The sequence below is a fragment of the Shinella sedimenti genome (genome assembly GCF_022601905.1).
Lineage (GTDB): Bacteria > Pseudomonadota > Alphaproteobacteria > Rhizobiales > Rhizobiaceae > Shinella > Shinella sedimenti.
Map to the genome: position 1 here is coordinate 358,874 of NZ_JAKVIN010000007.1, position 13,883 is coordinate 372,756.

General features: G+C 63.8%; 8 protein-coding genes. 4 read left to right on the forward strand and 4 right to left on the reverse strand.

The features are described 5' to 3' along the window. Positions 1–106 precede the first annotated feature (106 nt). A complete protein-coding gene (gene putA, locus MKI86_RS17995) occupies positions 107–3,811 on the forward strand; it encodes a trifunctional transcriptional regulator/proline dehydrogenase/L-glutamate gamma-semialdehyde dehydrogenase (RefSeq protein WP_241603589.1) in 3,705 nt (1,234 codons plus the stop codon). Between the two features lie 48 nt (positions 3,812–3,859). Here putA and MKI86_RS18000 read toward each other — a convergent pair whose 3' ends face one another. Then, complete coding sequence (locus tag MKI86_RS18000; RefSeq protein ID WP_241603592.1) at positions 3,860–5,371, reverse strand: hypothetical protein; 1,512 nt, start codon at positions 5,369–5,371, stop codon at positions 3,860–3,862. Further along, positions 5,358–7,427: a GumC family protein gene (locus MKI86_RS18005; RefSeq protein ID WP_241603596.1), complete on the reverse strand. Its 2,070-nt coding sequence runs from the start codon at positions 7,425–7,427 to the stop codon at positions 5,358–5,360. Before MKI86_RS18005 ends, MKI86_RS18000 begins: the two co-directional genes overlap by 14 nt. Before the next feature lie 178 nt (positions 7,428–7,605). Between MKI86_RS18005 and MKI86_RS18010 the strand changes: the two genes are divergently transcribed. Both MKI86_RS18010 and MKI86_RS18015 read left to right on the forward strand, forming a co-directional pair. Next, positions 7,606–8,961, forward strand: coding sequence for a lipopolysaccharide biosynthesis protein (locus MKI86_RS18010; RefSeq protein ID WP_241603598.1), 1,356 nt, complete (start codon positions 7,606–7,608; stop codon positions 8,959–8,961). Continuing rightward, on the forward strand, positions 8,958–10,115 hold the full coding sequence (locus MKI86_RS18015) for a glycosyltransferase family 4 protein (protein WP_241603601.1): 1,158 nt from the start codon (positions 8,958–8,960) through the stop codon (positions 10,113–10,115). Before MKI86_RS18010 ends, MKI86_RS18015 begins: the two co-directional genes overlap by 4 nt. Here MKI86_RS18015 and MKI86_RS18020 read toward each other — a convergent pair. Beyond that, positions 10,028–11,518: a glucosamine inositolphosphorylceramide transferase family protein gene (locus MKI86_RS18020; protein WP_241603604.1), complete on the reverse strand. Its 1,491-nt coding sequence runs from the start codon at positions 11,516–11,518 to the stop codon at positions 10,028–10,030. The genes MKI86_RS18015 and MKI86_RS18020 overlap by 88 nt on opposite strands. Beyond that, on the reverse strand, positions 11,518–12,393 hold the full coding sequence (locus tag MKI86_RS18025; protein ID WP_241603607.1) for a hypothetical protein: 876 nt from the start codon (positions 12,391–12,393) through the stop codon (positions 11,518–11,520). Before MKI86_RS18025 ends, MKI86_RS18020 begins: the two co-directional genes overlap by 1 nt. Before the next feature lie 176 nt (positions 12,394–12,569). Here MKI86_RS18025 and pncB point away from each other — a divergent pair, with 176 nt between their 5' ends. Then, the gene (pncB, locus tag MKI86_RS18030) at positions 12,570–13,874 is read left to right on the forward strand and encodes a nicotinate phosphoribosyltransferase (protein WP_241603610.1); all 1,305 of its coding nucleotides are present in this window, start codon (positions 12,570–12,572) and stop codon (positions 13,872–13,874) included. The last annotated feature ends 9 nt before the right edge of the window (positions 13,875–13,883 follow it).

A 13,883-nucleotide genomic window follows, 5' to 3' on the forward strand; every position in this document is an offset into this window, starting at 1 on the left:
CCCAAGCCCTTGCCGCCATGATGTCCTGAAAAGGACAAATCTGTCATCGGTGTCATCCGCTGGACCGTAACCACCCGTCATTGAACCGTTTCCGACAGGCCCTTCCATGCAGAACTCTCCAGCCACATCCACTTCTGCCTCCGGCGAGATGGTCGCGCCGTTTTCGCACTTCGCACAGCCTATTCGCGAGCAGAGTGAACTGCGCCGGGCGATCACCGCAGCCTATCGCCGCCCCGAGACAGAGTGCCTGCCGCCGCTCGTCGCAGCGGCCCGCGTTACCGAGCGCGAGCGCTATGACATCCGCAGCACGGCTCGCACGTTGATCGAGGCGCTACGTGCCAAGCACAAGGGTACGGGCGTCGAGGGGCTGGTGCAGGAGTATTCGCTGTCGAGCCAGGAGGGCGTGGCACTGATGTGCCTTGCCGAGGCGTTGCTGCGCATTCCCGATACGGACACGCGCGATGCGCTGATCCGCGACAAGATCGCCGAAGGGGACTGGACCTCTCATATCGGCGGCGGCAAGTCGATGTTCGTCAACGCGGCGACCTGGGGGCTTGTCGTGACCGGCAAGCTTACCTCCACGGTCAACGACCGCGGTCTCTCCGCCGCCCTCACCCGCCTCATCGCGCGCGCCGGTGAGCCCGTCATCCGCCGCGGCGTCGACATGGCGATGCGCATGATGGGCGAGCAATTCGTCACCGGCGAGACCATCGAGGAAGCGCTGAAGCGCTCCAAACCGCTTGAGGCGCGCGGCTTCCGCTATTCCTACGACATGCTGGGCGAAGCCGCGACGACCGCGGCGGATGCCGAGCGCTATTACCGCGATTACGAGAAGGGCATCCATGCCATCGGCAAGGCTTCGAACGGTCGTGGCATCTATGACGGTCCCGGCATTTCCATCAAGCTCTCGGCCCTGCACCCGCGTTACGTTCGCGCGCAGGCCGAGCGCGTCATGGCCGAGCTGCTGCCGAAGGTGCAGGCGCTGGCCGCCATCGCCAAAAGCTACGATATCGGCCTCAACATCGACGCCGAGGAAGCCGACCGTCTTGAACTGTCGCTCGATCTGCTCGAAAGCCTTTGCTTCGACGAGAACCTCAAGGGCTGGAACGGCCTCGGCTTCGTGGTGCAAGCCTATGGCAAGCGTTGCCCCTTCGTGCTCGATTACATCATCGATCTTGCGCGCCGATCCGGCCGCCGCATCATGGTGCGCCTCGTCAAGGGCGCATATTGGGATGCCGAGATCAAGCGCGCACAACTCGATGGCCTCGAGGGCTTCCCGGTCTATACGCGCAAGATCTATACGGACGTTGCCTATGTCGCCTGCGCCCGCAAACTGCTGGCGGCGCCGGACGCCGTCTTCCCGCAATTTGCCACGCACAACGCGCAGAGCCTCGCCACCATCTACCAGCTCGCAGGCCCGGATTTCGCCGTCGGCAAGTACGAATTCCAGTGCCTGCACGGCATGGGCGAGCCTCTCTATGACGAGGTTGTCGGCAAGGAAAAGCTGGACCGCCCGTGCCGCATCTACGCGCCCGTTGGCACGCATGAGACTCTGCTTGCCTATCTCGTGCGCCGCCTGCTCGAAAACGGCGCCAATTCTTCCTTCGTCAATCGCATCTCCGATCCCAAGGTCTCTGTGGAGTCGCTGATCGCCGACCCGGTCGATGTCGTGGCCGCGATGCCGGTCGTCGGCGCACCACATGATCAGATCGCGCTGCCCGACGCCCTGTTCGGCAAGACCCGCGCAAATTCGAAAGGGCTCGATCTTTCCAACGAGACCACGCTTGCGGCGCTTGCCGGCGAACTCGCGGGCACTGCTGCGACGTCATGGCATGCCGCACCGTTACTGGCCGATGGCGCCAGCGACGGCGAGACAAGCGACGTGCTGAACCCGGCGGATCATCGCGACGTCGTCGGCCGCGTCACGGAAATCCGACCCGAGGATGCAGAACGCATCGTTGACCTCGCAGCGGATAATGTCGCCGACTGGTCCGGCGTCTCGCCGACCGAGCGTGCCGCCTGCCTGGACCGCGCGGCTGATATCATGGAGGCCCGCATCGAACCGCTGATGGGCATCATCATGCGCGAAGCCGGAAAATCGGCTGCGAACGCCATCGGCGAAGTGCGCGAGGCGGTCGACTTCTTGCGCTATTATGCCGAGCAGGCGCGTCGTACGCTCGGCCCCTCGCACCTTCCGCTTGGCCCCGTCGTCTGCATCAGCCCGTGGAACTTCCCGCTCGCCATCTTCACCGGGCAGGTCGCAGCCGCCCTCGTCGCGGGCAATACCGTTCTCGCAAAGCCCGCCGAGGAAACGCCGATCATCGCGCATGAGAGCGTGAAGCTCCTTCACGAGGCGGGTGTCCCCATTGGCGCGCTGCAGTTCGTGCCCGGCGCAGGCCGCGTGGGCGCGGCCCTTGTCGGCGCAGCAAAGACGGCCGGCGTCATGTTCACCGGCTCGACGGAAGTCGCCCGCCTCATCCAGGCACAGCTTGCCGAACGTCTTTCGGCAGGCGGCAAGCCCATCCCGCTGATTGCCGAAACCGGCGGCCAGAACGGCATGATCGTCGATTCTTCGGCACTCGCCGAACAGGTGGTCGGCGACGTCATCGCGTCGGCTTTCGACAGCGCCGGCCAGCGCTGCTCGGCGCTTAGGGTGCTCTGCCTTCAGGACGACGTGGCCGACCGCACACTCACCATGCTGAAGGGCGCCCTCAGCGAACTGACGCTGGGGCGCACCGACAGCCTCAATGTCGATATCGGCCCCGTCATCACCGCCGAGGCCCGCGATGGAATCGTCAAGCATATCGAGCACATGCGCAGCCTCGGCAACAAGGTGGAGCAGCAACCGCTTCGGGCCGGCACGGAAAACGGCACCTTCGTTGCACCGACCATCATCGAGCTCAAGACGCTGGCCGATCTCAAGCGCGAGGTGTTCGGCCCGGTACTGCACGTCATTCGCTTCCGCCGCGCCGATCTCGACCGGCTGATCGACGACATCAACGCATCCGGCTACGGCCTGACCTTCGGCCTGCACACGCGTCTCGACGAGACGATCGCGCATGTCACCAGCCGCATCAAGGTCGGCAACGTCTACGTCAACCGCAACATCATCGGCGCGGTGGTGGGCGTACAGCCCTTCGGCGGACGTGGCCTCTCCGGCACCGGTCCCAAGGCAGGCGGTCCGCTCTATATCGGCCGCCTCGTGCAGAAGGCTCCCGTGCCGCCGCAGCAGGATTCGGTGCATACCGACCCGGCGCTGAGGGATTTCATCACCTGGCTGGACCGCAAGGGCAAGACGGACGAGGGCGAGACGGCCCGTAGCTTCGCAAACCGCTCCGCGCTCGGACTCGAGCGGGAACTGACGGGGCCTGTGGGTGAACGCAATATCTATGCGCTTCATCCGCGCGGCCGCGTGCTGCTCGTTGCGAAAACAGAAACCGGACTCTTGCGTCAGGTCGCGGCTGCACTGGCAACCGGCAACCAGATCGTCATCGACCATGTCGAAGCCCTCAAACCGGCCCTCACGGACCTGCCCGCCGCCGTTGCTGCCCGCCTGTCCTGGTCGACAGACTGGGCCAAGAACGGACCGTTCGCCGGTGCGCTGGTGGAAGGAGAGGCAGCGGATGTGCAGCGCGTCAACGCACGGATCGCCGGCCTGCCCGGCCCGCTTGTCCTGGTGCAAGCCGCGACAACCGACGAACTCGTTGCTGATCCCGAGGCCTATTGCCTCAACTGGCTATTGGAGGAGGTTTCGACCTCCATCAACACCGCGGCTGCCGGCGGCAATGCCAGCCTTATGGCCATCGGCTGACACCTTGACGGGTACGGTCCGCGAGAGGCGGGCCGTACCCTCTTGCCTTTATGTCGGCTGCTGCGCGCGGATATGCGTGCCGAAAGAAACGCCGACGAGGAGCAGGCAGAAGCCGAGCGCAAGAGGCGCATAAAAAGCCTCTTCCTGCAGCACGGCATTCGCGCAGATCGTCACGACGGCCACGAAGGCGAAGAGAAAATCGGGCTCGCCTGTCTCCGTCAGCCGGCGCCGGGCGGAGACGATTATCCCCGCCAGAAAGCCAAAGAAGGCGAAGCTGCCGATCCCCATCTGAGAGAGCATAACGCCGACGGCGCTTTCCACGGGAACGGCCGAAATCCCCTCCCCCTGCGCTCGGTTCCAATCCAGATTGGCGCTGTCGCTTGATAGATTGCCGCCGATACCCAGTCCCTGTCCAAGCGGGTTGCCAAGGAAATCGCGGATGCCTGCGAAGAACCCGAGCACATGATAATCCCCGTGGCGCGCCCCGTAGATCGTGGCGGCGAGCGTCCAGACCGAGGCAAGCAACAGGACGACCGCGAATGTCAGCCGGGGACTGGATGCCCGCCAGAGAAGACGGCTTGCCAGTGCCACACACAGCAGGAAAGCCGCGCCCTTGGAGCCGATCAGCAAAAGAAGCGGGAAAGCGGCAAGCGGCAGCATCCGATGCCCCCGGAAAAGCAGCCAGGCGGACGAGAGGCTGAGGGCATAGGCATAGCTGATCGGATGGAAATTCGGCCCGGCGTTGCGGAAGATCCGCGGCAACGCATCGGCGAAAAGAGCGGTGTTGAAGAAGGTTGCTGTCATGGTGTCTTCCAGCCCCCGCAGCACGAAACCCGTCTCGCGCATGGTCTTCTCCCAGACGCCCGCCTCGATCTGCGCCTTGAGACCGCGCTGAACATAGAGATCGCCATGAAAGAGCCCGAGGAAATCCATGCGAAAGACTTGCTCGAGATAGCCATAGGCAATCGCGACGACGCAAAGGCAGACCATCGGCAATCGCAGGTCCACGCGGTAGAGGGTGGCCGCGACAAGCGCGATGTGGAAGCAGGCAACAGGGGTGATCGTGTTGCGAAAATAGACGATTGCATCCTTCGGTTCGCCGCGGACCGCGCCGAGCAGAAGGTAGAACCCGATCACCAGGCAAAGAATAAACGTCATAAACAGCCACGGCCTCAAACCCGCCATCGCACGCACGCGTGACGGGAAGGCCGCCAGTACAAAGAGGCTGAAGGTCGTCATCAGGATGACGAAGTTGGCGCCGCGCAACGCATCGAACGTGCCGTCGTCAGGCACGAATGGGGTGAACCACGCAACGACGAGATTCTGAAACAGGAAAGCACAGAGGATGACGGCCGGCAGCGCCGGCGGCACGGCAATGGCGAGAACCGCCGTTAGGAGGCCCGTGGCCACAACGCCGAAGGGCGTCCACACCGCGAAGGATGCCACAGCGACTACGATCGTCATGGCGGCAAGGAAGAGATGAAACGCGCCATCAGTCGGCTCGCCTACCGGACCGATCACATGAAGAGAGGCCGGAGGCGCCACTTCAACCTTCGGCATCGGATCGCTCTTTGATGGCGGGGTTGTCACACGGCTCATCATCGATGGCGACGATCAGCGTCGCGCTTCGTTGCATGTCACTGTCTCGAAGGGCGCGTCGCAGCTGGTCGCGCATGCGCGCACCGGCATCCGCCGGCGTGAAAGTGAACAGCATCAGATCGACAGAACCAAAATGCGCAGCATCCCACCCGGCGATACCAATCGGCGGAGCCAGCAACAGGATGAAATCGAAGCCGTCAAGATGTGCCTCGAGCGTGAAGGCGCGACCGTTCGTGCCCGGGGCAAGCGACCGCACGATGGTCGGCAGGCCGCTTGCCCCGTTGACGGATACCCCGGCCATGACCGAACCGGAGCGCCCGTGTTTCACGAACTCGACGATGAGAACCTTCTGGCCCGCCTGCTGCAACCCGAGACCGATCATCGCGCCTGTCAGTTGCGCCTCCGATGGACTATCCACAGAGGAGACCAGCAGCATGTAGGGCGCCGGATGCTCTTCGAGGCGCGCAACGATACGGCGGACGAGCTGGAGCGTGCTTCTGGAAAAGACCGCTCCAGAAGGATGGAGAAGGCGCCGCCTCATGGCGCGCATGCGGGCGGGCATGCTCATTCCCGCCACACCCGGCAGTTCGTAGCGCCCGAGATGAACGGGCACGACCTGACTGCCGGCGAGTGATCCCCGCGGGGTCACGTTCAGCAGTTTTGCTTCGGCACGGCCCGACCGGGGGGATCCGCCTGTCACCGCAAGCCCGCATCCGGCGAGAAAACCGATGGCCGCACTGACGGGCAAAACCAGCGCCGGTGTCGGCCAGGACGGCTGGACGGGCGGCGACGCAACGCCGATCACGCGCGCTTCGGAAAGCTGGAGACCCCGCATCTGCGCGGTTTCCTCGGTGCGTTTCAGCACATCATCGAGAACGGTACGGGCCGCATCGGCCTTCGCCTCCAGCCGCCGGAGTTCCACGCGTGCCGCATCGGCCGCCTGCGACTTTGCACGCATCTCGACGACTTTGGTTTCGAGAACCTCGACGGCCTCGTCGGCCAAATCCTGTTTTGCCTTCAGCTCTCGCGTGATGCGTCCGGCTTCGGCGGCCATCAGCGCCTTCGTTCGTGACAGTTCCGAACGCAGGCGGCGCACGGTCGGGTGATGCGGCTGGTAGACGGTATCGGCATTGGCCATGGTCGCTGCGCGCTGGTTGTAATCCGCGCGGAGCCCGTCGAGGGCCACCGATGAGACGATTTCCGAAAGTCGCGCAGCGCCCGGCTGTGCCCGCTCAGCCGCGACCGCCTGTTCATAGCGGCCCCGCGCGGCGTCCGCCTTTGCCCGTGCGTCGATCACCTGCGTGGTAAGCTGGTCGATCTGCGATTGCAGCGTGCCACCGGCGGCAGGATCGAGAAGCTCGTGCCGAACCTTGAACTCGGCCACGGCGCGCTCCGCTTCGGCGACGTTGCGCTGGAGGGCGGAAAGCCGTCCCTTCAGCCGTGCATTGACGTCGTCATTGGCGTTCTCACGCTCGCCGGCAAGGCCCGCAGTGTACCGGGCCACGATCGCGTTCGCGATCATCGCAGCCTTCTGCGCGGAGCGGGACTTGAAGCCCACCTTGATCACGTAGGTCAAGCCCGCACGTTCAACCGATACACGCTTCTCGAAACGGCGGAAGATTGCATCGCGTTCCCGTCCCCCTGCCCCCGTCAGAAAAGAAAGGATGCCGGGATCGGCGAATTCGGGGTCCTGCGCAATGCGCTGGCTTTCGAACACACGCATCAGCAGATCTCGCGACTCGATGACGAAGACCTGGCTTGCGACGGCAGCGCTGTCCGCCCCGATACCGGGCAGCACGGTCTCAAACTGTGTGGAGCGCGCATCGCGCGGATCGACGAGCAGGGACGCAGTGGCCGTATAGGTCGGCGTTGTCACGGCGAGATAAAGCAGCGCAAGCGAGAGAGCGGCGACAACGCAGGCCGACACCCGCCAGCGCCCGCGCCAAAGGCGCGCCCAGAGATCCCCGACGTCGAACAATGGGGGGAGAAAACTCCCGGTCGATGCAAGCGCAGTCATCTCTGCCTTCCGCGTGAACTCGAGCAGGCAAAGTCGCCCGCACATCACCACCTCAGGTTATATTAGTTCTCAAAAGTAACCATAAAGTGTATTTCTTGAACCACCCCTCACGGGTTGTGATATCCAATAATACACGTTTAGCGTTATTTTAAATAGATGTACAACCGAGGGAAAGACGATGATCCAGCGCCAGATGCTTCCGCTCCATGTGCTCGCCGGCAAAGGCGTGGCCGCGGGTGGCGTGAAGCTCGCGAGCGCCGCCCTCACCTTCGCGGTTTTCGTCGTCGTCGCCGCGACGATGGATGAGCGGCAGTTCGGCCTCTACAGCACCGCCTATGCCGGCGCCAGTCTCGTTTCCTTCTTCGCGCTTGCCGGCCAGCACGCCGCCGTCCTGCGTTTCTGGCCGCAATATGCCGGCAGCCGCGATCACGGTCGCGCCAACAGCATCATGGCCCTGTCCATCCGCATTACGGCAGTGGCCGTCATTGGTTCCGCACTCATCGTCTCGGCGGCAAGCGCATTTCCGCTCCTCGCTATCCCCGAATGGCCAGAAATAATCGCGGCGACCGCCCTTCTCGCGGCAGCGCTCGGCTGGTCGGAGTTCAGCGCCTGTGCCATGCGAGCGAAAGGCGCCCTCTTCAGCAGCCTGCTGCCCCGGGATATCGTCTGGCGCGTCCTGAGCATCCTCGTCTTTGTCATCGCCGGGCACCTTGCGACCAGCATGACCGCGGTCTCGGCTCTCTGGCTGACAGCGTTCCTGCTCATCGCCAGCGTCCTGCCACAGACAGTGACGCTGCTGCGTGAGACATGGCAGGCACCGCAAACCCCTCTCAGCCCGGCACAAAAGGCAGAGTTCCGCGTAGCAACGCTTGGCTTGTGGGGCGTTACGGCCCTGCCGCCGGCACTCGGACAGGCGAGCACGCTTGTCGTCGCAGCACTGCTCGGCTCGGAAACAGCAGGTGCGGTTTTCGTGGCCGATCGCATTACGCGCCTTGCTGCCCTCGCCCTGAATGGCATCAACCAAGCGGCGGCACCCCAGATCTCCGGCGCCTTCCATGGCGGTGACCGGCCCCACGTGCAGCACATAACCAGTCTCGTCGCCATGACAGGCTTTACCGCCGCGCTCGCCGTACTTGCAGGGCTCATCATCGCGGGCCATCCGGTGCTGGCGCTGTTCGATCCCGCCTACGCCACGCCCACCATGCACGGCGTGCTGGTCATTCTTGGGCTCGGCGTGCTCATCGGCACCGCCTGCGGGCCGACCGAACTCACCATGCAGTTGACCGGTCTGCAACGCGAACTTTTCCGCACGCTGGTCTTCGTCAACGGCCTCGGTCTGGCAGCGACTGCTGCCCTCGCACTCACCCATGGCCCGATGGGCGCCGCGATCGGCATGGCCGGGACGACGGCTGTCTGGTGCCTCGCCGGAGCTGCCATCACCCGCCGCAAGATTGGCATCGATCCCTCCATCCTCGGTTTCCTCTCAGGACGGCGGCTCCTCGCCCTCCGCGCAACCCAGAAAGGCCGGCCATGAAAATCCTCCAGGTTCAGACGCAGGCGGAAGCCGCCGGCGCACAACGCATCTCCGACATGGTGGGCGAAGGGCTTCGAGCCCGCGGCCATGACGTCCGAACGGTCTTCCTGTATCGCAAGACCGACGTCTATGACCGTGATCCCCACGCCGATTTCATCCTGATGCATCCGCCGCGCGGCGTCCTCGAACAGATGCTCGCGGTGCTGGGCCTCGTCGATCACGTGCGCAAGGTCAGGCCAGATGCGGTCGTTTCCTTCCAGCATTATGGCAATATAGCCGGCACACTTGCCGCCCGGCTCTGCGGTGTGGGCGCCATTGTCGCCAACCAGAGCGGAGCGCCGCAGGCACAAGGCCTGCGCGGTTTCCTCACGCAAATCGACAAGTTCATGGGCATGGCGGGTCTTTATCACGTCAATGTCGTGAACTCCGCATGGACCGAATCGCAGTTCGCCGCCTTCCCCGCCGCCTACCGCAAGCGCCTGCAACGCATCGATCACGGTGTCGCCGCGCCATCGCGGCTGCCGGCCGGGAAGCGTGCGCGTGCCGTCTTCGGCCTGCCGGCCGGCGTTCCGCTCGCGGTCTCGACCGGCCGGCTGGCACTGTCGAAGAACCATACAGCGCTGGTGGGTGCGCTTGCGATGCTTCCAGGAGTACATCTTGCAATCGCCGGCGCGGGCCCGGAAAGAGAAAATCTCCTGAGGCTCGCCACGCGGCTCAATGTGCATAACCGCCTTCATCTTGTGGGCGAACTGTCCCCTGAAGGCATCCACGATTTTCTCGCGGCGGGTGACGTCTATGCCTTCTCCTCGACGACGGAGACCTTTGGCTTGGCGGTCGTGGAAGCCGCCATTGCCGGCCTGCCCGTCGTGGCGAGCGATCTGGACGTGTTGCGCGAGGTGCTCACAACGGACGACGGACGCCCGGCAGCGCTATTCGTGCCGCCGGATGCCGACGGTATCGCGGCCGGTCTTGCATCTGTCTTCGCAGATCCTGCACTCGCCACGACACTCGCGACAGCCGGACGCCAACTGCGGGAACAATATTCACCCTCAACGATGTGCGCGGCCTATGAAGCGCTGTTTTCGCGCAACGGTCTTCGGATGGGCACGATGCCATCGATCACCTCCAGCGGGCCTGAGCGATTGAGCGTGTGAATGCGTGGATAGGGCCAATCTCCGTCGGTTAAGACGGGGATTGGCGGCGAGAACTGAACGGTATCGCTATCGAGGGCGAGCAGTTCGGACAATCCCAGTCCGCCGCCATAACCCAGCGTGCCGTCCTGAACCGGCATAAGAAGTCGCCCGACGCAATCCCGCACGAAAGCGCCACCCGGCCGCGCGCTGCGGCGGTCGATCAGGATCGGGTTCAGCCGGTGCGGCCGCCAAGGGCCGGTGAGCGCCTCGGCCTCGAAGATCACGAGCGTATCGGAGGTACTGCCGAAACCGTCCCGGTCCGTCGCGAAAAGCCAGAGTCGTCCGCCATGTGCCAGCAGGGTGGCGTCGGATATCTCGCCTTCGACTAGAACAGCCTCAGCCCGCCACCGATCCGGAAAATCTTCGGCACGGTAAAGGGTGAGCTTCCCGCTGGCGCTGGCCTCCGGCAGCATCCAGATCGACCCCTCCCAATCAAAGACCTGCGGATAGGAGAGGTGGTGCGGCTCTTCCAAGATAACCCGGGCTGCCTGCGGAACGCCCGAAGCGCTGAACGGCACGACGGATATCACCGCCTTGCCTGCGGCATGCGGGTAATCCTCCACGAAGAGGAAGACGCGCCCCTGCCAATGGAAGACAAAGGGATCGGCATAAAACCGATCTCCCGCATCCATGAGCACGCGCCATCCGGTTCCGAGCCTCCCCGTGTCGACCACGCCTGGGCCATCATGAAAACGATACCCGACCCGCCAGTGCGCCTGCCGGAAGCGCAGCCGCCGCCAAGCCTCCCGGCCAAGGCGCGGCAGGGCGCAGGTCAGATAAGCGGGCAGGAATTGGTGTTCCGTCTGATCCGTGGCGATGTCTTCGTGCGGGTTGAGGCGGTTTGCCGCAAATGTCTCCACCGCGGAGACCAAAAGTGTGATCGCCCGGGCAAGGACATCCTCCACGCCAAGCGACACGGCCTCGCGCCGGTCGATCATCGGCCAGGCGCGGCCGACCACGTTCACGCCATCGAGAACCACTTCCAGAACCGGCAGCCGACCCGCCGCAACCAATGCTGGGAGAACATGAACGTCGTAGGCGCCATCGCACCGCAAAGCGAGGGTCGGCACATCCTGCACCGATGCATTCCCTGAAAGGTCAACGCCTAAATTCGGCGCGACATGCCGTGTCCCGGACACAAGCGGCTCGATCTGCGATGCGAGCGCCTGCGCGCGGCGGCGGAAAAGGCGGCGTTCGAGCCCAAGCGTGCCGTTCACCCATGCCGGCCACGGATCGGCAACTTCGTCTGTAACGACCGCCACCGCATGCCCTGCCGCCGCCAGACGCTCGAGCAGGACTTGGTGCCAGTACTGCGCACAACGGCCCGGGACAATGACCTCGATCGCAAGGTGCCGGCCGCTCATCAGGCGTCGAAGACCGCGAATTCCGTAAAGGCCAGATCCCCCGGCCACGGCGGGTTCGGGCCTTTCGCATATTTGGGACCGGTTCCGGCAAAATAGCGCCCCACCAGCCCCGGCACCGGGCCGCATGCATCGACGAGGGCGAAGAAGAGCCCCTTGCGCACGAGATAACGCCCGAGCGCATGGGCACACCGACTGAGATCGGCATGCGAGCGACAATAGATGACCTGGCTGCATGGAAGCATGCCACGCATCACACGTCGTGGCTTGAGAACGAAGGGATAAGCGTCGCCGTCGTCCAGACAGATGACCGAATCGCAACCAAGGGCGGCATGGTCCAGCAGGAGGGTCCGGTCTTCTTCCGGCAGCCTGTCGAGTTCCGCGAGCCCCGGCCGTGCAACGACCGCGCGGATCGCACCCGTCGCCCGGGTGAGGAGCGGCACAAAAGCCTGCTGTCCGTCGGCGAAACGACGGAACCGTAATGCCTCAGTCACCTTCAGCGTTACGGGCGCCGGCGTGATCGACAGGAAGGTGACATCCCGGCGGCGCATTGCCGTCATGATGAGCTTTCCCGCATAGGAGCGAAAATCCTCATCGACCGCCCAGCTTGAGAGATTGCAGCGGACGGCATCGCCCGGATGACGGAAGTACAATGCCAGCAGGACGCCGACAACGTGGCCTTCGCAATCCAGAAGATAGCCATAGCGTGGCAGGTCTTCCACGGCGGGGCGGTTGGACATGCGCTCCAGCGCTTCCTCCCAGTAGCGTCGTGACCGCTCGGGGAAACCACGGCTGAGGCAATCGACGACGTCAAGCCAATCCGCCTCGGCGATCGGACGGCAGGCAAGACCTTCGGGAAGCGGACCCAACACGCTCATGTGGCCTCCATGCAAATTTTTTCGGTTGAAGACGACTCCCTAAATACAATCATTAGATATAAAGAAGGGCGAGTATGCAACCATAAGAAAGGGAATGAATTTCTCGCCACTTGCCATGCATCCGCCAATCATGAAGGTTGCGCACAATCAGGACGCATCATCTTCCAGGAGCCGGCATGGCCGTTACCGACATCGCGACCCGCACCTACGATCATAATTTCCGGCTCGACCCGATCGTGCGCAGCCTGCTGGATACGGATTTCTACAAGCTTCTGATGCTCCAGATGATCCGCCGGCAATATCCCGGCGTGCATGCCACCTTTTCGCTCATCAACCGGACGAAAAGCGTGCGGCTCGGCGACATCATCGACGAAGGAGAGCTGCGCGCGCAGCTCGATCACGCCCGCGAAATCCGTTTTACGAAGAAGGAACTGATCTGGCTTGCCGGTAACAGCTTCTACGGCAAGGCGCGCATGTTCGGCCCTGACTTCATCGCCTGGCTCGCCGATTTCCGCCTTCCCGAATATGACCTGCACAAGGTGGATGGCCAATACGAGCTGCATTTCGACGGACCCTGGACGCACACGACGATGTGGGAAATCCCGGCGCTCGCCATCATCAACGAGTTGAAGTCGCGGGCGGGCATGCGCGGGCGTGGGCGCTTCACGCTTGATGTTCTCTATGCCCGCGCGAAGGCACGGCTCTGGGAGAAGGTGGAGCGGCTGGCGAAACTGCCGGATCTGGTCATTTCCGACTTCGGCACGCGGCGGCGCCACGGATTCCTCTGGCAGCGCTGGTGCGTGGAGGCGTTAAAGGAGGGGCTTGGGGATCGCTTCATCGGTACATCCAACGTGCTTCTCGCCATGGATGCCGATCTCGAAGCCATCGGCACCAATGCGCACGAGCTGCCAATGGTCGCAGCCGCACTTGCCGACGGCGACGACGCGCTGGCGCGTGCCCCCTATCAGGTGCTGGAGGACTGGCGGCAGCATTACAACGGCAATCTGCTGATCGCCCTGCCCGATGCCTATGGAACGGCAGCCTTTCTCGCAAACGCACCCGACTGGGTCGCTGACTGGACGGGCTTTCGACCCGACAGCGCGCCCCCGATCGAGGGCGGCGAGCAGATCATCGACTGGTGGCGTGCAAAGGGGCGCGATCCGCGCCAGAAGCTGCTGATCTTCTCCGACGGCATGGACGTCGATACGATCGAGGAGACCTACCGGCATTTCCACGGGCGAGTGCGCATGAGCTTCGGCTGGGGCACCAATCTCACCAACGATTTCCGCGGCTGCGACCAGGACGGAGGCACGGCGCTCGATCCGATCTCACTCGTGTGCAAGGTCACGAGCGCGAACGGCCGCCCCGCGGTGAAGCTTTCCGATAACCCCGCCAAGGCGACGGGCAATCCAGCCGAGATCGAACGCTATCGCCGCGTCTTCGGCATAGACCGACAGATGGCACGGCCAGTCGAAGTCTAGCCTTCCGAG